Raw genomic sequence first — 19,796 nt, forward strand, 5'->3', positions numbered from 1 at the left:
TGTCACAAACAGACACAGACAGGGCTGAGCAGATGGAACATGTCGATCACATTCTGATAGTCGATGATGATCGCGAGATCAGAGAACTGGTGGGCAACTACCTGAAGAAGAACGGTCTGCGCACCACGGTGGTCGCCGATGGGCGGCAGATGCGCAGCTTCCTCGAATCGACGCCGGTCGATCTGATCGTACTCGACATCATGATGCCCGGCGACGACGGCCTGATGCTCTGTCGCGAGCTGCGGGCCGGCAAACACAAAAACACCCCGGTGCTGATGCTCACCGCCCGCAACGACGAAACCGACCGGATCATCGGCCTCGAAATGGGCGCCGACGACTATCTGGTCAAACCCTTCGCCGCCCGCGAGTTGCTGGCGCGGATCAATGCGGTGCTGCGGCGCACGCGGATGCTGCCGCCGAACCTGGTGGTCAGCGAAAGCGGCCGGCTGTTGGGTTTTGGTCGCTGGCGCCTGGATACCTCGGCCCGCCACCTGCTCGACAAGGACGGCACCCTGGTGGCCCTGAGTGGTGCCGAGTATCGTCTGCTGCGGGTATTTCTCGATCATCCACAACGGGTGCTCAGCCGCGACCAACTGCTCAACCTGACCCAGGGCCGCGACGCCGAGCTGTTTGACCGTTCCATCGACCTGCTGGTCAGCCGCCTGCGCCAGCGTCTGTTGGATGATGCCCGGGAACCGGCGTGCATCAAGACGGTGCGCAGTGAAGGTTATGTGTTCTCTATGCCGGTAGAAGTCCTCGGGGCGCCAGCATGAGATTCTCCTTGAGCTGGCCGCGCACGCTGGCGTCGCGGCTCTCGCTGATTTTTCTGGTCGGGCTGATTCTCGCTCAGGGGCTGTCTTTCGGCGCGCAGTTCTATGAACGCTACCAGAGCGCGAAATCGACCATGCTGGGCAATCTGGAAACCGATGTCTCGACCTCCATCGCCATCCTCGACCGCTTGCCGGCTGCCGAGCGAGCAGACTGGCTACGGCGTCTGGATCGGCACAATTATGGCTACCTGCTGAACGCGGGCGAGCCCGGCACCCCCCTGGAACTGGCTGACGCGCCGGTCGCGATGCGCTCGATCGAGGACGCCATCGGCCATGATTACCCGCTGGTGTTTACCGATATCCCCGGCCCGCAGAAACATTTCCAGGCGCACCTGCGCCTCGCCGATGGCAGTCCACTGACGATCGACGTCCGGCCGGCGATCATGGCGCTCTCCCCCTGGCTGCCGTTTGTCCTGCTGGGCCAACTGGCGCTGTTGATCGGTTGTACCTGGCTGGCCGTGAGGATCGCCATCCGCCCGTTGACGCGGCTGGCCCGGGCCGTGGAAACCCTCGACCCGAACAACCACGCGATCCACCTGGATGAATCCGGGCCCACCGAGGTTGCCTACGCCGCAGCCGCCTTCAACGCCATGCAGAAGCGCATCGCTGCTTATCTCAAGGAGCGCATGCAACTGCTGGCGGCGATCTCCCATGACCTGCAAACCCCCATCACCCGCATGAAGCTGCGGGCCGAATTCATGGACGAGTCTGCCGAGAAGGACAAGCTCTGGCAGGACCTGGGTGAAATCGAGCATCTGGTCCGCGAAGGGGTTGCCTATGCCCGTAGCGTCCACGGCGCCACCGAAGCCAGTTGCCGGATCGATCTGGATTCATTTCTCGACAGTCTGGTCTTCGACTATCAGGACATGGGCCAGGCGGTGCAACTGAGCGGGAAGAATGCCGCGGTGATCGATACCCGGCCCCATGCGTTGCGCCGGGTACTGGTCAATCTGCTGGACAACGCGCTGAAATTCGCCGGCGCCGCGCAAATAGAGATCCACACCAGGGCCGACCGGAGCCTGTCGATCCAGGTGCTGGATCGCGGCCCAGGGATCGCCGAACAGGAACTGGCGCAGGTGCTCAAACCTTTCTACCGGGTGGAAAGCTCGCGCAATCGAAGCACCGGCGGCACCGGGCTGGGCCTGGCCATCGCCCAGCAACTGGCCCAGGCCATCGGCGGCTCGCTGACCCTGCGCAACCGCGAAGGCGGTGGACTGTGTGCGGAGCTCCAACTGGGCAATCCGCGGTTGACCTGATTAACCGAGTCGCCTGCATCGTCGGAACGCCGCCCGGAGCAAGCTCGCTCCCACACCAGGCCGCAGTCGTACTCAAATTCGGTGTTCGCTGAAGATCAACTGTGGGAGCGAGCTTGCTCGCGATTGCGGTCTGGCAGGCACAGCAGCTTTGAATGTACCGCCCTCATCGCGAGCAAGCTCGCTCCCACAGGATCTGTGCCACCAGGATCTGCCAGGCCGCGGTTTGTATCGGACTGTGTATGAAGCGTTCCTGATACATCCGCTTTAGTTCACGCAACCACAGGACACAGACCGGATACACCCCTGCGATTAACTCTGTCTACCGGCGCACCTTCCCGTCACTGGATCAAAGGACATCAAGCTCATGCAGACCCATCGCTCTTCGACTGTGCAGCAGGCATCCATCGAACCTGTGCTCTCCTCGTCCCAGGCAACCGTAGGTCTTGGCTTGCGTCGTTCGCTGCTCAACCCGTTGCGCGATGCCCCAGCCGGCAACTTCGATTTTCTGGAGGTCGCTCCGGAAAACTGGATCGGCATCGGCGGTGCCCATGGTGCTGCGCTGCGATCGCTGGCCGAACGTTATCCGTTGTCCTGTCACGGGCTGTCATTGTCCCTGGGCGGCACAGCGCCACTGGACGTGGCGTTCCTGCAGGAAGTGCGGGTGTTTCTCGACCAGTACAAGGTGCCGCTCTACAGCGAGCACTTGAGCTACTGCAGTGACGACGGCCATCTCTACGACTTGCTGCCACTGCCCTTCACTGAAGAGGCGGTGCATCACGTCGCAGCCCGCATCCGCCAGGCCCAGGATGTCCTGGGTCGGCGCCTGGCAGTGGAGAACGTCTCCTACTATGCCGCGCCGCAACAGGATATGGACGAACTCACCTTTACCAATGCCGTGCTCCAGGAAGCCGATTGCGACCTGCTGCTGGACGTCAACAATGTCTATGTGAATTCGGTGAACCAGCGCTTCGACCCCCAGGCCTTCCTTGCCGGCATTACGCCCGACAGAGTGGTCGCCATGCATGTTGCGGGGCACTACGACGAATCCGACGAGCTGAAAATCGACACCCATGGCGCTCCGGTCAAACCGGTGGTGTGGGCATTGCTGGCCCAGGCCTACACACGGTTCGGGGCAAAACCGACCTTGCTCGAACGGGATTTCAACTTCCCGGCCTTCGAGGTACTGGTGGCTGAGTTGAACATCATTCGCCAACTGCAAACCGGGGCGCAAAACCCTGCTCTGGTGGTGGCCCATGGTTAAGCCAAGTGCAACCTTGCAGCAGCAACAACAGTCACTGACCCGCTATCTGCGCGATCCCGATAACTGCCCATCACCCGCCGGAATGGACCCGGCGCGGGTGCAAATCTATCGCGAGCTGGTCTTCGAAAACCTGCTGTCCCTGTTGAGCGGAACCTTTCCGGTGCTGGTGAAGATCCTCGGCGATACAAACTGGCGGGTACTGGTGAGGGCGTTCTTGCGCGATTACCGTTCCCCAACGCCGAAATTTGGCGAAATCGCCAAAGAGTTCGTTGGCTTTCTTGCGGCTGAGCCGGCGGTACTCAAGGACGCTACTTGGCCTCCGTTCATGGTCGAACTGGCCCATTACGAGTGGATCGAGATGGCGCTTCAGCAGGATGAAGCCGAGCCCCTGCCCGCCAGCGATGGCGGGTTGTTGCTGGATCGCCTCTTGCAGGTTTCAGCGCTGGCCTGGCCCCTGGCCTATAGCTGGCCGGTCCATCAGCTGGGGCCCGACTACCAACCCAAGGCGCCGCCAGCCCAGCCTACCCTACTGCTGGTTCGTCGAACGACCGACTGGAGCGTGCGTTTTTCCGAGCTCAGCCCGTTGGCCTGGCGACTGTTGCAACGCATCGAACAGTTCCCCGAGTTGCAGGGACGTGTCCAACTGCAGGAATTGGCCGTCGAGGCCGCGGCCACCGACCTCAGCGATTTCATGGACAGCGGCCTGATCCTGTTGCAGCAGATGCATGCCGAAGGAGTCATTGGCATACACAGTGGGCAGTGACAGGTATGCGTAAATCACCGAGACCGGGCCGATCAAGGAATCGGCCCGCGACCTCCCTTAGAAGGTCCCCGGATAGGCGCCACCGTCCAGCAACAGGTTCTGCCCGGTGAGATAGCCGGCGTGGCGGCTGCATAAAAACGCGCACAAGGCACCAAACTCGTCGGCATTACCGAACCTGCCGGCCGGGATTGCCCGGCGTTTGTTTTCCAGTGCCTGGTCAAGCGCCTGGCCTGCCGCGCTGGCGGAAGCCTGGGTCGATTCGCGCAGGCGATCGGTGTCAAACAGCCCGGGCAGCAGGTTGTTGATCGTCACGTTGTTCGAAACCAGCTGCGGCTGGCGGGCCAGTCCGGCAATGAAACCCGTCAGCCCGCTGCGAGCGCCATTGGACAAGCCCAATATGCCGATCGGCGCTTTCACCGCGCCCGAGGTAATGTTCACGATGCGGCCGAATCCGCGTTCGGCCATGTTGTCGACGCTGGCCTTGATCAGCTCGATAGGCGTGAGCATGTTGCCGTCAAGGGCAGCGATCCAGTCCTCGCGGGTCCAGTCGCGGAAGTCGCCCGGTGGCGGACCTCCGGCGTTGGTGACGAGGATGTCGACCACCGGACAGGCTGTTAATGCCGCTTCGCGCCCGGCAACGGTGGTGATGTCGCCGACCACGGTTTTAACCGTGACACTGCTGTTCAGTTGACGCAGTTCAGCCGCTGTTTCTTCCAGCGCCTGGGGGTTACGCGCAGTAATCACCACGTTCACCCCTTCCGCGACCAGGGCTTTGGCGCAGCCTTTGCCAAGACCTTTGCTCGCGCCACAGACCAGTGCCCAACGTCCTTCGATTCCAAGTTCCATGCTGACCTCTCTATGAATGATTAAGTGATACGGATGCCAGGCTCAATCGAGTTGCGGCCCGTCATACCCCTCGACAATGATCAGATCAATGATGGAAATGGGCTGACGAATCTTCGCCGCGTCCTGATATTCCGGGGAGTTCCAGCAATCCATGGCAGCCTGATAACTGGGAAACTCGATCACCACATTGCGCGCCCGACTCTGACCCTCCACCGTTTCGAATCGACCGGCGCGAATGACAAACCGCGCGCCGTACTTTTTGTAAGCCACGGCGTTGGCCGTGGCATAGCGCTGATACGCTTGCGGATCGTTGACGTCGACCCGGCCAATCCAATAACCCTTGGGCATAAATCCTCCCGCTCAATAGTGTTCGATAAACAGCTAACGGTCAGTCGCCGACCGGCCCTTTGAGCAGCACCCAGTAGGCCAACGCCGCGACCACTGCGACCACCGCGCTGACCATGAAGGCCGTGGCGAAGGAGCCTGATTGCTGGATGCTGAAACCGGTGACGATCGGCGCGATGGAGCCGGCAATGTAGCCGCCGAAATTCTGGATCGAGCCAAAGGAGGCGACCCGCCGAGTGGAGACAATGGTATTGGCGATCATCCAGGCCGTTGAACTGGCCAGGTTGATGCTGAACAACGCCAGGCACAGCAGCACCACACTCAGGGTCAGACTGCTGCCAAACGACAGCGGCAGGGTGAATAACGCCGCCATCAACAAGCCGGAAATAGCCGTCACCTTGCGACTGCCCAACACGCTCATGCCGCGCTTGACCATACGGTCGCAAATGCGCCCGGCGGCGATGGTGCCAAAGGCCCCGAACAGATAAGCCAGCGAAACCACCCAGGCGGTTTTGTACAGGCCCAGGCCATGCTCGCGCTCGAAGTAACCCGGCAGCCAGGTCAGGTGCAGCCAGAGCATGTAGATGACGCCCATGAAACCCAGTACCGCGCCCCAGGTGCTGCGGTGCTGGAACAGGCTCAGCCAGTCGGCGAACAGCGCTTTGCGCGGAGCCTCCTCGGCGGTTTTCTCGGTGACCTCTACGACTTCCGGCGACAGTTGACCGCTGGCGGCCAGTTCGGCCAGGTACTGTTTTTTGCTCTTGTAGAACATCAGCCAGCACGCGGCCAGGACAATGCCGATCAGCCCGGTAATGACGAACATCCCGCGCCAGCCGAAATTGATCATGAACAGCGTCAGCAACGGTGGTGCCAGGCACGGCCCGATGCAGGTCGAAGACAGCACGATGCCAGTCGGCGTCCCGCGCTTCTCGGCCTCGAACCACTCCGACAGGGCCTTGGCCGCCGACGGGAACATCGGCGCCTCGCCCACTCCCAGCAGGATCCGCAGGCCGATGAAGCCGGCGAAACTGTTCACCAGCCCGGAGACCGATTGCGCCACGGACCAGGTCAGCAAGGCGGCGCCGAGGGATATTTTGCTGCCCAGTCGATCGATGATGATGCCCAACGGCAGTTGGGCGAACGCGTAGGCCAGGGAAAACGCCGACAGCAGAATGCCCATTTGCGAGGGGCTGATCAGCATGTCTTTCTGGATCGAGGTATTGGCTATCGAGAGCGCGCTGCGGTCCAGATAGTTGACGATGCCAATCAGCAGCAGCAACACCACGGTGATGCTCTGGTACTTCTTCAGGGAAGAGGTCCGGGCGCCAGTGCGCGCGAGACCTGCAACCTCGGTTGCGGATTCAGGGATCATATCGATACTCTTTTTATTATTGTTCAGGTGGGTCGCGCCAGGCGGCGCGATGTTCTTCAGGCGCGCCTTACATCGACTGCTCCAGCAGCAGTTGATAATCGGCAGCCGAAGCCTCACGGGGATTGGTTCGATGACTATGGTCGGCGAGCGCGCCTTCGATGATCCGCGGGAACAGTTCGCGGGTAACCCCCAGCTGGCTCAGACCGGTAGGCAGGCCCAGGGCGCGGGTCATGTCGACAATGGCGGTTTCGACGGCTTCGTGTGACTGGAGTCCCATTGCCTGGGCGATACGCGCGAGCTTTTGCTCGTTCTGCACGGTTGGCGCCTGGCGATTGAAGCGGATCACCGCCGGCAGGAAAATCGCGTTGAGCGTGCCATGGTGCAGGCGCGGATCGATGCCGCCCAAGGCATGGCTCAAGCTGTGTACGCAGCCCAGGCCTTTCTGAAAGGCCAGCGCGCCCTGCAGCGATGCGCTCATCATATTCATCCGGGCTTCGACATTCCCAGGCTCCCGAGTCGCCCGTTCAATGTGCCGCCAGGCCCGCCACAAGCCGTCCAGGGCAATGCCATCGGCCGGTGGATTGAACGCCGGCGCCATGAAGGTTTCGAGGCAGTGGGCAATTGCATCCATACCGGTGGCGGCGGTGAGACCCGCAGGCAGGCCGAAGGTCAATTGCGGATCGCAGATGGCAACTTTCGGAACGACATAGGGTGAGATGACCCCGACCTTGCGCCCGTCATCGAGGATCAGGATCGCCCCGCGCCCGACTTCGCTGCCGGTCCCGGCGGTGGTCGGGATCGCAATGAGTGGCGCGGTTGCGGCGGTGATCCGCGCCAGTCCGCCTTCGATCACCGCGAAGCTTTTCAACGGCCCGGCGTGGGTGGCGCACACCGCAACGCCCTTGGCCAGGTCGATGGAGGAGCCCCCGCCTACGGCGATAATTCCATCGCAATCATGCTGCCGATACATCGCCACCGCATCACGAACCGCTGATTCGTTCGGATTCGATGGAGTCCGGTCATAAACCGGCAACCCGGCATTCGCCGGCAAGGTGGCCAATACCGCATCCAGAATGCCCGCGGCCTTGACACCGGCATCGGTGACGATCAACGGACGCTTGATCCCGATTCGCGTGCACTCACCCGGCAGCAATGCAACGGCCCCGACCTCGAACTGGATCTGTGTGACGTAGTTTATAAGCGACATACATTACCCCGCAGGTATGACAACGAGCTTTACCCGTTTTTAGTGGGTCCCCGAGAATCCTTGTCGATGGGCTCGGAAGCAGTTGCGCTGGAGTATATGTACGTTGAAGAAAGGGCGGTATTGACAACAATCCATACCGGTATAACTAATCCTCAAGTCCAATGATCGGAGTGTCATTGGACTCAAGCGGCTTGCGCCGGCCTTGAGGGGCCAAAACGGCATGGGGCGGGCCGACCCTGTGGAAAAGGTCGGTCCGCCCCATCAGTTCATCGCCGGGCTATCAGTTCTTGAACGCGGAATGCTTGCGTCCCTGGTCGCACAGGGCAAAAACCACCACCAGCACCGAGGCGATCGCCAGGATGATCACCACCCCGTCCGTGGAGTGCGTGGCGGACGCCGAGACCAGCGACAAGGCCCCCAGTGGCGCCAGGCCGCCCGCGACCGCGGTGCCGATTTCGCGCCCGGTGCCAAAGCCCGAGGAGCGGGTCTGGGTCGGGAACTGGCGACTGAGGAACGAGCCCTGTGGAGCGAACATCATCGGCGCGAGAATGCCGGTGCCGATGCCGATCGCGACATAGATCATCAGGCTTTCACCGGTGTTGAGCAGCGCCAGGAATGGATAGGCGAACAATAACGACAACACCCCGCCGATCATCAACACAGTCTTGCTGCTCCACTTGTCGCACAGCCAGCCGAAACACGGCACGGCGACAATCGCAATCAGGCTGGCGATAGTGACCGACAACGAAGTGACATGCACATCAACGCCTTTGAACTGGGTCAGGTAGGCCAGCGAGAAGGTTTTGAAGATGTAGCTCAGGGCGTTGTAGCCGATGGCTACGAAAAACACCACCGCCAGGCCTTTGAGGTCGTTCTTGAACAAGATTTTGAGCGGTGAAACCTGGGCCTTTTGGGTGTCCTTGCCGTGCTCCTTGCTCAGCTCCTTGCTCATTTCGCTGAACTCCGGGGTTTCCGGAATGCTGTTGCGTACCCACAGCCCGACACCGACCAGGACAATGCTGCACACGAATGGAATGCGCCAGCCGCCTTGCAGCAGGAACTCATTGCCATTGATGGTCAGCAGGTAAACGGTCAGCGATGACAGCAGCAGGCCCAGGTTCAGACCCAGCGCTGGCCAGGCACCCTGACTGCCGCGTTTGCCTTCCGCGGCATGCTCATAGGAAGTGACTGCCGCGCCGGACAGCTCGGCCCCGGCCCCCAGCCCCTGAATGATCCGTACCGCGACCAGAACGATCGGCGCCCAGATGCCGATCGAGGCATAGCTGGGGATCAGCCCGATCAGCGTGGTGCAGATGCCCATCATGCAGAAGGTCACTACCAGCACTTGCTTGCGGCCGTACTTGTCCCCGAGGTAACCGAACAGAATCCCGCCAAACGGGCGAGCGATGAAGCCGATGGCAAAGGTGGAGAACGCCAGCAGCGACGCCGTCTGCGGGTTGCTGTTATCGAAGAAGATTTTCGAGAAAACGATGGCCGCCATCGTTGCGTACAAATAGAAGTCGTACCACTCCAGCATTGAGCCAAAAATAGTCGCTGCGGCGACCTTGCGCAGGCGCTTTTTCGTTTGTTGCGGGGTTTCAGCCAACTGGCCGGTCGCATTGATAGCGGTCATTCACTGTTTCCTTGTGCGTCTTTATAGTTATTTTCAGGGAGTACTGGCTGCCTCTAGTCGCCCAAGGCCAACAGAGACAGATGCACGGAGCGGTACTAACCGCGGTTCAAAATTCGCTTGGCAATCATCGAGCCGATGGGAATGGCCGAAGTGGCCGCGGGAGAAGGTGCATTGCAGACATGGAGCATCCGCGAGGTTTCGGCGAACAGAAAATCATGCACCAGGGAGCCGTCGCGCATGACCGCCTGGGCACGAATGCCCGCCTCATACGGCAGCAGATCTTCAATGTTCAGCGAGGGGCAGTACTTTCGGCACTGCTCCAGATAGCCGGATTTGAACAATGAGTTCTTCATCTCGACGCTGCCGGAACCGAGGTTCTGCCAGATGGTTTTCCAGAAGCCGGGGAAACTTGCGTACTGGGCAACATCGCGCCAGTTGATCGAGAACTTCTTGTAGTCCTCGCGACTCAGACCCAACACGGCATTCGGGCCGACAGTGACACTGCCATCGATCATGCGAGTCAGATGGACCCCCAGAAACGGCAGATCCGGGTCGGGAATCGGGTAGATCAAGTGATTGACGATGTGGTTCTTCGACGCTGGCAGACGAAAGTATTCGCCGCGAAACGGGATGATCTGGTGATCGATTTTGATCCCGGCGAGTGTCGCCAGGCGGTCCGATTGCAAGCCTGCGCAGACCACCAGCTTCTTCGCCCGCCAGTGACTGTCTGCACTGCTGACCGTCACGCTGTCAGGGTTTTCCTTGATCGCGGTGATGGCCTTGTTCAGACAGATCTCGCCACCCTGTTGCTGGATGACCCGGGCCATGGTTTCGCAGATTTGCCGGTAATCGACGATGCCGGTGGCGTCCAGAAACAACCCACCGAGCCCGACGATGTTCGGTTCGCGGCGCTGCAGCTCATCGGCATCGAGGCGCTCGACTTTCATTCCGTTGAGTTGCGAACGCTCATACAGGGCTTTCATCCGCTCGACTTCAAGGGGCGTCGAGGCCACCAGCAACTTGCCGCAGACGTCGAATTTGATCCCGTGTTCGGTGCAGAACTCTTTGGTGGCCTGGGCCCCGAGCTTGCACAGCTCGGCCTTGAGGCTGCCAGGCGCGTAGTAAATACCGGCGTGGATCACCCCACTGTTATGGCCGGTCTGGTGCCTGGCCAGGGAGCTTTCTTTTTCCAGCAACAGCAGGGACGCGGTCGGCTGGCGCTTGAGCAACTCCATCGCCGTGGCAAGGCCAACGATCCCGCCGCCGATGATGCAAAAGTCATAAATCATTGTGGTGGTTACCTTGGATCAGTAAGTGCCAGTCTAGTTATCAGGTTGTCAGACTAATGCTTTCGCGAAAAGCCTGCGTGCTATCGCACGCATTAATGGTTCAGGGCTTCAGTGATCGATCGATTCAGTCGGTAAGGGGAAGCTCAAGCTGCAGGCGTTTGGCCGATGCGCGCAAATGGGCGTCGGCACAGGCTGCGGCGGCCTGACGGTCGCCATCGGCGATGGCCTGGTACAGCGCCTGGTGCTCGCGGCCGGCATCCGCCGAACCGCCGACAAAACGTGACGCGGAGTTTTCCCAAGCGGTTCGGCGCGCGCTTGCCAACTGGCTGCGCAGAAAGTCATGAAAGGCGACGAAATAGTCGTTCTTGCTGGCTTCGGCGATGGCCCGGTGAAACGCCACATCGGCCGAGGCCGCGGCTTCGAAATCGGTGCGCTTGTCATGCATCTCTTGCAACGCGTCTTTCATGCGTTGCAAATCCGTTGCATCACGTCGCTGAGCGGCAATCGAGGCGGCCTGGGTTTCGATCCACAAGCGCATTTCGAACATTTGCGCCAGGTCGGGCTTGCGCCCGCCTTGCTCGGGAAAGCGGAAAACCGTGCCGGCAGGGGTCGCCGAGATATAGGAGCCAAGGCCGCGCCGGGCAATCAGCACGCCATCGGCTTTCAACTGGGCGATCGCCTCGCGCACTACCGAGCGGCTGACGTGCAGCTGCTCCGACAGTTGCTGTTCGGTCGGCAATCGCGATTCGGGACCCAGTTGGCCGGAGTCGATCTCTGCGCGGATGGCGCTGACAACACGCATGACCAGAGAATCGGGGCGCTGTAGCTCAAGCATAAGACAACCTTGGTATGTCAGGTTGTCAGACAATAGACTGCCTGTTTTCCCCTTGTCAAGCGTGAGCCGCGTCGTTGAGCACTCGCCCGGGTCTGCGAAAGGCCCTGGTGCGGTTATTGCACCGGCAGGAAATTCATCAACAGCAGACTCTGGGCATAGTTCAGGCCGATTCGCCGATAACGCTCATCGAGCATTTGCGTGAGCAGGTCCAGGCGCGCGACGATCTTGCCAAACTCCACGGCGAAGCTCAGGTTGCTGCCCTCCTCCGAAATTTCATTGGAAAACAGCAGCAGTTCGCCGTTGGCATTCTGACGCTGGCTCAGCAGCCAGGTGGCTTTCTCGATATTGCGCGCAGCGTTATTGACGAATTGCGGGTTGATCACGTCGGTGATGTAGAACTCCTGCCGACCGCCATGAGCCGTGATCAGCATGCTACCGATCGCGTAAATGAAGGCGCCGACCCGGTCACCGAGAAATTCCGGGCTCAGGGCATAACTGAGCGCCGCCAGGTTCCGTCGTTCGCCCAATTGCGGCAGCGGTTGGCGCTGCTCGATCGCATGACGCACCTCGCGCTCGGCGGTGCGCGCATCGAGGAACCCGGACTTGCGCCACTCGGCGGGATTGCGCTGGTAGAGCTTGTTCATCAACAGATAGAGGCTTTGCAGATTGTCCTGCATGCTCAGGGTGGCGATGCGATCGACGCTGGTTTGAAACAGTTCGGTCGGGGTTCCTTCGCTGAGCTGAGTGGCCATATCCCGACCCTGCTGTTGGCTGCAACCACCGGCGCAGAACAGCAACACGCTGCCGAGCAGTAACGGATGACGAAGATATCTCGCGATAATAGAAGGAGTAGCGTTGGCCATTGGCAAAGGTCTTGGACAATCCGGATGCGATGGGAGTCGCCGCAGCCTGGCCAAGAGTAGAGCCGCAAAACCCGAAAAAGTGCGATGGCCTGTAACGGCCATCGCCAAGGCGACCAGGCGGATACCCAGCCGAGCGGCTGCCCCACGGGCAGCCGGGCATTCCATCAGTGTTGCTGCACAAACTCCAGAATCAGACGGTTGACCTGTTCCGCCGCTTCCATTTGCACCATGTGCGCCTGGCCCGGCAGCAATTCGACCTGCGCCGACAAGCCCTCGGTGTGCGCCGCCGGGATGATCGCGTCGTCGCTGCCCCAGATCAGCAGCACCGGTTGTCGGCCCTCTTGCACCACCGCGCGCAGGTCGAGCTGCTGCCGGCCGTCGACGAATAGCGCCGAGGCCAGTTGGCGCAATGCGCTGTCGACGCCTTCCAGGCGCTTGTACTTGAGCATGTCTTCGAGCATTTGCCGGTTCACCAGCCCCGGGTCAGAGAACAACTGCACCAGTTGCGGCTTGAGTGCGTTGCGATTGGCCGCATCGATAAAGCCTTGCAGGTAATCGCCGTTGATCTGCGGACCGAGACCGGCGCTGCCGATCAGGGTCAGCGAGCGCACCCGCTGTGGCGCCAGCCGTGCGGTGTTCAAGGACACCGCGCCGCCCATGGAATGGCCGACCAGATGCACGGCCTCGATATCCAGGTGGTCGAGCAGCGCCAGCACCACGTCGCTCAGCTCATCGAGGTCCCCGCGCTGCAAGACTTTGCCGGACTCACCATGGCCAGGCAGGTCAAGGGCGATGACCCGGCGCCCGGCCGCCAGCGCTTCGTGATTGAACATCCAGTTGTTCAGGTCACCGCCGAAACCATGGATCAGCAGCATCGGCGTGCCGCCTTCGCCGCGCTCGAAATAGCGGATGATCCGTCCATCGAGTTCGATCTTCTGCGGGGCCGGGCCGCTGTCTTCATCACTGACATCTCCCGGTACGAAGCTGGCCTGGAACTGCTCGACCACCGCGTCGATTTCGGCCTCGCTGGCTTCCCCCTCGACCACGATGCCAAGCAAGGCACCGACCGAGAGGGTTTCGTCCTGGCGCGCGATCTGCCGACGCAACACTCCGGAAAACGGCGCTTCGACGCTGCTGGAGATCTTGTCGGTTTCCACATCCAGCACTTCATCGCCCTTGGTGATGGTCGCGCCCTCCTCCTTGAGCCAGGCGTCGACCCGGCCTTCAGTCATCGACAGGCCCCACTTGGGCATGGTCAGGGTATGGATCTGACTCATGGGCGCTTCCTCCACTCGATGAGCTTGAGCACCGCGGCTTCGATCTTCGGCGCGTCAGGGATATACAGATCCTCCAGGGCGTCGGAAAACGGCACCGGGGTGTGCGGCGCGGTGACCATTTCGATCGGCGCCTGCAAGAACGAAAAGCCTTTCTGCGCCACCAGCGCAGAAATGTCGGTGGCCATCGAACAGCGCGGGTTGGCTTCGTCGATCACCACCAGGCGCCCAGTCTTCTCGACGCTTTCGAGGATGCTGTCCTCATCCAGCGGGCTGGTGGTGCGCAGGTCAATCACTTCGCAATCGATGCCGCGACCCGCCAGGCTGCGGGCCGCGTCCATAGCCAGATTGACCGTGCGGCCATAGGACACCAGGGTCACGTCCTTGCCTTCGCGCAGAAAGTTGGCCTCGCCAAAGGGAATGGTGTAGAGCTCTTCCGGCACTTCGCCCTGCATGCTGTAGAGCAGTTTGTGTTCACAGAAAATCACCGGGTCGTTGTCACGGATCGCCTGGATCAGCAGGCCCTTGGCATCGTAGGGCGATGACGGGCACACCACTTTCAGCCCGGGAATGTGGGTCCAGAGCGAGGTGAGCATTTGCGAATGCTGGGCGGCCGCCCGCAGGCCGGCACCGACCATGGTGCGGATCACCAGGGGGGTCGAGGCCTTGCCGCCAAACATGTAGCGGAATTTCGCCGCCTGATTGAGGATCTGGTCCAGGCAGCAGCCGGCAAAGTCGACGAACATCAATTCACAGACCGGCCGCACGCCACAGGTCGCGGCCCCCACGGCGGCGCCGACATAGCCGAGTTCCGACAGCGGCGTATCCAGCACCCGTCCGGGAAACTGGTGGTACAAGCCCTTGGTGACCCCGAGCACACCGCCCCAGGCGTCGTCTTCGCCGGGTGCTCCGGCACCGCCGGCGACGTCCTCGCCCATGATGAATACGCTCGGATCGCGGCGCATTTCCTGGGCCAGGGCTTCATTGATTGCCTGTTGATAGCTGATTTTTCTCGCCATGATGAAGGTCTCGATTCTTGTTTTAGGGGGCGTTCAGGGATAGGAAACGTAAACGTCGGTCAGCAGGTCGGCGGCGCTCGGCTTGGGGTCGGACTTGGCCTTGCGCACGGCGTTTTCGATCAGGCTCTCGACGTCCTCATCGATCTGGTCCAGTTGCCCGGCAGCGACCAGTCCGGCGCGGGTGGTGCGCTCGCGAAACTGCATCAGGCAGTCGTTGTGTTCACGAAAATGCTTCACTTCATCCGGGGCTCGATAGGTCTGGGCATCGCCCTCGAAGTGGCCGTAATAACGGGTCAGCTTGACTTCGATCAGTGACGGTCCTTCGCCAGCCCGGGCCCGTTCAACGGCGGCCCCGGCAGCTTCGTGAACGGCGAAGAAATCGAAACCGTCCACCGTGACCCCGGGCATGCCGAAGCCGGCGGCGCGATCGGCAATGTGATCGCAGGCCACCGACCAGTTGGACGCCGTGGCCTCGGCATAGCCGTTGTTCTCGGCAATGAACAGGCACGGCAGGTTCCACACCGAGGCCATGTTCATCGCCTCGAATACCGCGCCTTCGTTGGAGCCGCCATCACCGAAGAACACCACCGCGACGCTGTCGGTGCCCTTGAGCTTGGCCGCCAGTGCCGCGCCGACCACCAGCGGCGCCCCGGCACCGACTATGCCGTTGGCGCCGAGCATGCCCTTCTCGAAATCGGCAATGTGCATGGAGCCGCCCTTGCCCTGGCAGACCCCGGTTTTCTTGCCGTAGATCTCGGCCATCATCCCGTACACATCGACGCCTTTGGCGATGCAATGGCCGTGACCACGGTGGTTGGAGGCAATGCAGTCGGCATCGCCGAGATGGGCCATGACCCCGGCGGCGGACGCTTCTTCGCCGGCGTAAAGGTGGACGAAACCGGGAATCTCGCCGGTGGCGAACTCCACATGCAGGCGCTCTTCGAAGGCGCGGATGGTGCGCATCACCTTGTAGGCATGCAGCAATTGATCAGCGGACAGGTGTGTCGACATTTTTATTCTCCAGGGTTGTCTCGGGACAAAAGGTTCAGGGGGTGTTGCGGGTGTTCCCGGCCGATGGCCAGCAGCCGCTGTTGCGCGGCGTAAGCCAGCGCCGCGTTGACGTCGATGCTCAGCGGGCCGTGGTTATCGAGGGTGACGCTGGGCCGGTCATCGACGTTGAATTCGATCTCGCGCTCGCCATCCAGGGCCAGGGTGCCGCTGGCCAATGCCAGGGAATGGGCGACGCCCGGCTCCAGGCTGCCGGCGGCGAGCACCCCGCAGCCTTGCAACAGGCCTGGAGCCAGGGGTACCAGCAGTGCCTCGGGGGACTGCGGATCGAGGCGCATCCAGGCCCCGCCCGGTGCTTGCCGGGAGACCGGAAACCACAGCCCGCAGAGTGCCGAAAGGCCGATGGCCTGGGGCTCGGCGAAGGTTACGAAGACCTGCGCCAGATCCGCCGCGCGACTGATCGCCCGGGCGCCGACAAATGGCAGCGAGGACACCGCAACGTCCACCAGTGCCCACTCGCACAAACCGCGGCTCGGTACGCGCACCAACAGCCGTTTGTTGCGGCGCAAGGCAATCTCGGCGGGAATCCGTCCGCTGACGAACAACCCGCCAGCCAGACCGGCGCTGGTGGCTTCGCGCAATTCGGGAAAGGCGTTGTTGGTGCCGGTGGACAGGGTCAACAGCGGGATATCGCCGATCTCCGCGGCGACGGCCTTGTGGGTGCCGTCGCCGCCGAGTACGGCAATCAGCGAAACCCCGCGCTCAGCCATCAATCTCGCGGCCTTGCGGGTGTCTTCGACGCTCTGGCGCAAAGTGATGTCAAGGAACTCCAGGGCCGGCCAGTGACTGGCGCGGGCCTGGCGCCCCTGGCTGTTCTTCAGCACGGCGGCGGCGATTCCGGTCATGTCGGTGGGCATCAGCACCTGTTCGATGCCCGTTGCACCGAACGCCGCCAGCAGTCGCTGGATCACCGAGACCTTGTCGGTGCTGGAAAACAGCCCGGCATTGGCGGTCAGCCGTCGCACGTCGCGGCCCGAGGCCGGGTTGGCGATGATACCCACGGTCAATGGCCGGCGATTCATGGCGCAATCCGCCCAGGCGTGCTGTCAGCCAGGGACAGGTATCGGCAGTCGAACATAGGGCACCTCTGGTTATTGTTATGCTTTGCAGAGCTAGAGCAAGGCCGGTGCCATAACCTGAAAAACCCATGGAGACGTCCGGATTAGAGCGGTCAAGGCGCAGAGCAGGAGAACTGTCGGGGAGCTGTTGGCGAGACGCGACATGTCAGGTTGCCCGGGCCCGGCATGAGACGCTGAGACGTTGCGTCTCACTCGCGCGCGGCATCGCCCGGGTGCTTGTCTGACGGTGATGAACAGCGCTTAATGGCCGCACAACTACAAAAAGCTGGAAACGGAGGCCCTATGCTTTCCGCACACTCAAAGGCCCATGTGGATTGCGTCAGCCGCGTATTGAAGAACGCCACGCAGTTGCCGCAAGTGCCGGTGTCGAGCCTGATTCTCGACTCCTGGCGCCGCTCCATGGAGCAACACCATCTCGACCCCGGCTCGCTGCAGGGGCCGCGCATCCTGTCGCAGAACGTGCTCAAGGAATGCCGCGAGCGCTCGGAACTGTTCCTGCGCATTGCCAGCGAAGAAGTTGCCCGCCTCCACGGCCGGGTGCGTGGCGCCGACTACTGCGTGCTGCTCACCGATGCCCAGGGCCGGACCATCGATTACCGGGTCGAGATGGCGATTCGCAACGACTGCCGCAAGGCCGGGCTGTACCTGGGGACCTGCTGGTCGGAAGGCGAGGAAGGCACCTGTGGCGTGGCGGCGGTACTCACCGCCAGGGCGCCGGTCACGGTGCACAAGAGTGATCATTTCCGCGCCGCGTTCATTGGCCTGACCTGCTCCGCCGCGCCAGTCTTCGACCCCCAGGGTGAACTGCTCGGAGTGCTCGATGTGTCCGCCGTGCGCTCCCCCGACGAGCGCCGCTCCCAGCATCTGATCCGACAAATGGTGGTGCAGAGTGCCCGGGAAATCGAACAGGCGTTTTTCATGAGCAGCGCCCAGGGATATTGGGTACTGCGCGCCCATAACAGCCAAGGTTATGTCGATAGCCAGCCCGACTACTTGTTCGCCTGGGATGACGATGGCTGCCTGCAGGCGCTGAATCCGGCGGCGCGACAGTTCCTGCTGCAGCGCTATGGGCGGCTGCCCGAGCATATCTGCCAGGTGTTCGACCAGCAGCTGCTGCATCGGGCCAGGGACGAGTCCTTGTGTCTGTTGCGCAACCACGGTGGGCAGAACGAATTGCATGCGCGCTTGAGCGCACCTCGACGGCCGCTGGCCAGACCTTCGCCAATCGACAATGCGGCGCCACAACTCGACCCGCGCATCGCCGAAAGCCTGCGCCTGGCGGTGCGGGTCAAGGACCGCAATCTACCGATACTGATTCAGGGCGAGACCGGCTCGGGCAAGGAGGTCTTTGCCCGTCAACTGCACCAGGCCAGCCGCCGCCGCGACTGCCCTTTCGTCGCGGTGAACTGTGCGGCGATCCCGGAAAGCCTGATCGAGAGTGAACTGTTCGGTTATGTCGCCGGAGCCTTCACCGGCGCCTCGAGCAAGGGCATGCAAGGCCTGCTGCAACAGGCTGATGGCGGCACGCTGTTCCTCGATGAAATCGGTGACATGCCGCTGGCCTTGCAGACCCGCCTGCTGCGAGTCCTCGCGGAAGGCGAAGTGGCGCCTCTGGGCGCTTCACGGCGCAAGGTGGTGGACATCCAGGTGATCTGCGCAACCCACCGTGACCTTGAAGCCCAGGTGGCCAGCGGCGACTTTCGTGAAGACCTGTATTTCCGCCTGGGTGGCGCGCGCTTTCAGTTGCCACCGCTGCGTGAACGCAGTGACCGCCTGGCATTGATCAGGCGGATTCTCGACGAAGAGTCGACGCTGTGCGGGGTGCAATTGAAACTCGCTACGACAGCACTGGAATGCCTGCTCGGCTACCGCTGGCCGGGCAATGTCCGGCAGTTGCGCCACGTTCTGCGTTATGCCTGTGCAGTCTGCGAGACTGACCTTATCCAGTTGAGCCATTTGCCGGAGTTGCTGCAAGGGACCGAAAGCCGGCCCCTGGACGCTTTCGCCGAAGCCAGCGACAGTCCGGAGCGCCAGGCCTTGCTCGATGCGTTGGTGCGTCACCGCTGGAAACCGATTGCCGCGGCCAAGGCGTTGGGGATTTCCCGGGCGACGCTGTATCGACGGGTAAATCAGCATCGGATTGATATGCCTGGGAGGGGGCCGGGGTGAAGTGGGAGTGGGAGGAATTCGTGGCTGCTGCAGAGCGGCTGGCTCTGATGCAGTCAGTTAGCGCGATTCTTCAGTTTAGCGAGATTTGTGGCGAGGGGGCTTGCCCCCATAGGCGCTAACCAAATCTCAAGAGATAGTAGAATCTGATTCACCAAGCAAAGTGAGCAGCAGGGAAAGCAAGCGTGACACAAAGACTGGATGAAGATTGGCCGAAGCTGTTGGCGCTATTGCCGCAGGGATGGGAAGCCAAGGCAAAAGAGCTGGGAGCGCTGAAGTTCGGTCGCCGCTTCAGCGGCCCGGAGAGTTTATTGCGCACGTTATTGATGTATCTGAGCGCTGATTGCTCGATGGTCGAAACGGTGGAACGCGCGCGCGCTGGGGACTGGGTGGAGCTATCGGACGTTGGCCTGCTCAAACGGATCAATAAATCGGGTGCATGGCTGGGCTGGATCACTGAACAGTTGATCCAGCAGGCACCGACCGTGGCGATGAAATGTCCGGCGCTGCAGGGGCGCAGATTGCTTGCCGCTGACGGCAGTGTCGTGGCAGAGCCGGGAGCGGCCACATCGACATGGCGCCTGCATTACACGATGGACGTCAGAACGCTGCGTTGTTGCGAAGTGCAAGTGACGCCGTCCAAAACAGGCGAATCGCTGGCACAGTTTTCGGTGCAACAGGGCGATGTGT

17 protein-coding genes and 1 pseudogene are annotated in these 19,796 nt (G+C 61.6%); 6 read left to right on the forward strand and 12 right to left on the reverse strand.

Going from position 1 to position 19,796, the window contains the following annotated elements:
- Positions 1 to 32 precede the first annotated feature (32 nt).
- The 4 genes from F8N85_RS05750 (at position 33) to F8N85_RS05765 (ending at position 4,110) form a co-directional block, all read left to right on the forward strand.
- Positions 33 to 773, forward strand: coding sequence for a response regulator (locus tag F8N85_RS05750; RefSeq protein WP_150802689.1), 741 nt, complete (start codon positions 33 to 35; stop codon positions 771 to 773).
- A complete protein-coding gene (locus F8N85_RS05755) occupies positions 770 to 2,086 on the forward strand; it encodes a sensor histidine kinase (RefSeq protein WP_150802690.1) in 1,317 nt (438 codons plus the stop codon). Before F8N85_RS05750 ends, F8N85_RS05755 begins: the two co-directional genes overlap by 4 nt.
- A 364-nt stretch (positions 2,087 to 2,450) precedes the next feature.
- Positions 2,451 to 3,347, forward strand: coding sequence for a DUF692 domain-containing protein (locus F8N85_RS05760; RefSeq protein WP_412072481.1), 897 nt, complete (start codon positions 2,451 to 2,453; stop codon positions 3,345 to 3,347).
- Complete coding sequence (locus F8N85_RS05765) at positions 3,340 to 4,110, forward strand: DUF2063 domain-containing protein (RefSeq protein WP_150802691.1); 771 nt, start codon at positions 3,340 to 3,342, stop codon at positions 4,108 to 4,110. The genes F8N85_RS05760 and F8N85_RS05765 overlap by 8 nt, the downstream gene beginning before the upstream one ends.
- Before the next feature lie 57 nt (positions 4,111 to 4,167).
- On the opposite strand, the gene F8N85_RS05770 is transcribed toward F8N85_RS05765, so the two are convergent.
- The 12 genes from F8N85_RS05770 to F8N85_RS05825 all read right to left on the reverse strand — a co-directional run bounded on the left by F8N85_RS05770 (position 4,168) and on the right by F8N85_RS05825 (position 16,883).
- Positions 4,168 to 4,956, reverse strand: a complete 789-nt coding sequence (locus tag F8N85_RS05770; RefSeq protein ID WP_150802692.1) for an SDR family oxidoreductase — start codon at positions 4,954 to 4,956, stop codon at positions 4,168 to 4,170.
- A gap of 42 nt (positions 4,957 to 4,998) precedes the next feature.
- Positions 4,999 to 5,304 carry a DUF1330 domain-containing protein gene (locus F8N85_RS05775; protein WP_150802693.1) on the reverse strand — a complete coding sequence of 102 codons (306 nt, stop codon included), beginning with the start codon at positions 5,302 to 5,304 and terminating at the stop codon, positions 4,999 to 5,001.
- Between the two features lie 40 nt (positions 5,305 to 5,344).
- Complete coding sequence (locus F8N85_RS05780) at positions 5,345 to 6,610, reverse strand: MFS transporter (RefSeq protein WP_224795647.1); 1,266 nt, start codon at positions 6,608 to 6,610, stop codon at positions 5,345 to 5,347.
- A gap of 130 nt (positions 6,611 to 6,740) precedes the next feature.
- Positions 6,741 to 7,880 carry an iron-containing alcohol dehydrogenase gene (locus tag F8N85_RS05785; RefSeq protein WP_150802695.1) on the reverse strand — a complete coding sequence of 380 codons (1,140 nt, stop codon included), beginning with the start codon at positions 7,878 to 7,880 and terminating at the stop codon, positions 6,741 to 6,743.
- A gap of 280 nt (positions 7,881 to 8,160) precedes the next feature.
- On the reverse strand, positions 8,161 to 9,513 hold the full coding sequence (locus tag F8N85_RS05790; protein WP_150802696.1) for an MFS transporter: 1,353 nt from the start codon (positions 9,511 to 9,513) through the stop codon (positions 8,161 to 8,163).
- 95 nt (positions 9,514 to 9,608) lie between these two features.
- Positions 9,609 to 10,802, reverse strand: coding sequence for an L-2-hydroxyglutarate oxidase (gene lhgO / locus F8N85_RS05795; protein WP_150802697.1), 1,194 nt, complete (start codon positions 10,800 to 10,802; stop codon positions 9,609 to 9,611).
- 124 nt (positions 10,803 to 10,926) lie between these two features.
- Positions 10,927 to 11,637, reverse strand: coding sequence for a FadR/GntR family transcriptional regulator (locus F8N85_RS05800; protein ID WP_150802698.1), 711 nt, complete (start codon positions 11,635 to 11,637; stop codon positions 10,927 to 10,929).
- 113 nt (positions 11,638 to 11,750) lie between these two features.
- The gene (locus F8N85_RS05805) at positions 11,751 to 12,500 is read right to left on the reverse strand and encodes a hypothetical protein (RefSeq protein WP_150802699.1); all 750 of its coding nucleotides are present in this window, start codon (positions 12,498 to 12,500) and stop codon (positions 11,751 to 11,753) included.
- 164 nt (positions 12,501 to 12,664) lie between these two features.
- Positions 12,665 to 13,777 (reverse strand): acetoin dehydrogenase dihydrolipoyllysine-residue acetyltransferase subunit, encoded by a 1,113-nt coding sequence (locus tag F8N85_RS05810; RefSeq protein WP_150802700.1) that lies wholly within the window; start codon positions 13,775 to 13,777, stop codon positions 12,665 to 12,667.
- Positions 13,774 to 14,793, reverse strand: coding sequence for an alpha-ketoacid dehydrogenase subunit beta (locus F8N85_RS05815; protein ID WP_150802701.1), 1,020 nt, complete (start codon positions 14,791 to 14,793; stop codon positions 13,774 to 13,776). The genes F8N85_RS05810 and F8N85_RS05815 overlap by 4 nt, the downstream gene beginning before the upstream one ends.
- Before the next feature lie 33 nt (positions 14,794 to 14,826).
- The gene (locus F8N85_RS05820; protein ID WP_150802702.1) at positions 14,827 to 15,804 is read right to left on the reverse strand and encodes a thiamine pyrophosphate-dependent dehydrogenase E1 component subunit alpha; all 978 of its coding nucleotides are present in this window, start codon (positions 15,802 to 15,804) and stop codon (positions 14,827 to 14,829) included.
- A gap of 2 nt (positions 15,805 to 15,806) precedes the next feature.
- Positions 15,807 to 16,883: an ATP-NAD kinase family protein gene (locus F8N85_RS05825; RefSeq protein WP_150802703.1), complete on the reverse strand. Its 1,077-nt coding sequence runs from the start codon at positions 16,881 to 16,883 to the stop codon at positions 15,807 to 15,809.
- A gap of 339 nt (positions 16,884 to 17,222) precedes the next feature.
- Here F8N85_RS05825 and F8N85_RS05830 point away from each other — a divergent pair, with 339 nt between their 5' ends.
- Both F8N85_RS05830 and F8N85_RS05835 read left to right on the forward strand, forming a co-directional pair.
- Positions 17,223 to 19,109 carry a sigma-54-dependent Fis family transcriptional regulator gene (locus F8N85_RS05830; protein WP_150802704.1) on the forward strand — a complete coding sequence of 629 codons (1,887 nt, stop codon included), beginning with the start codon at positions 17,223 to 17,225 and terminating at the stop codon, positions 19,107 to 19,109.
- Between the two features lie 182 nt (positions 19,110 to 19,291).
- A pseudogene (locus tag F8N85_RS05835) lies at positions 19,292 to 19,796 on the forward strand (hypothetical protein); the annotation flags it as partial.

Source organism: Pseudomonas fluorescens (genome assembly GCF_902497875.1).
In the GTDB taxonomy this organism is placed as follows: domain Bacteria; phylum Pseudomonadota; class Gammaproteobacteria; order Pseudomonadales; family Pseudomonadaceae; genus Aquipseudomonas; species Aquipseudomonas fluorescens_BR.